Origin of the sequence: Dawidia cretensis, assembly GCF_018598175.1 — a bacterium.
GTDB lineage: Bacteria > Bacteroidota > Bacteroidia > Cytophagales > Cyclobacteriaceae > Ohtaekwangia > Ohtaekwangia cretensis.
Window position 1 is genome coordinate 1 of sequence record NZ_JAHESE010000258.1, and the last position, 237, is coordinate 237.

1 protein-coding gene is annotated in these 237 nt (G+C 26.2%); it reads left to right on the forward strand.

The genetic code is table 11. The features are described 5' to 3' along the window. A partial coding sequence (locus KK062_RS31340; RefSeq protein WP_254088156.1) for a diguanylate cyclase domain-containing protein occupies positions 1–237 on the forward strand: 237 nt, incomplete at both ends.

The following is a 237-nucleotide window of genomic DNA, read 5'->3' on the forward strand; positions in this document are numbered from 1 at the left end:
GATGGATATAGATAAGTTCAAGGTAATTAATGACATTTATGGAGTTAGAGGAGGAGATAAAGCTTTAATATATGTTGCAGAGTTGATTCAAAAAAACATTGGTTCTAATGGTATATGTTGTCGTATGTATGCAGATGTATTTTGCATTTTTTATGAGAGTTACTCTGATAGAGATATTCATAAGGTAATTTATAAGATTAAAAATAGCTTAAATAGAAAAAAATTTGAATATATGTT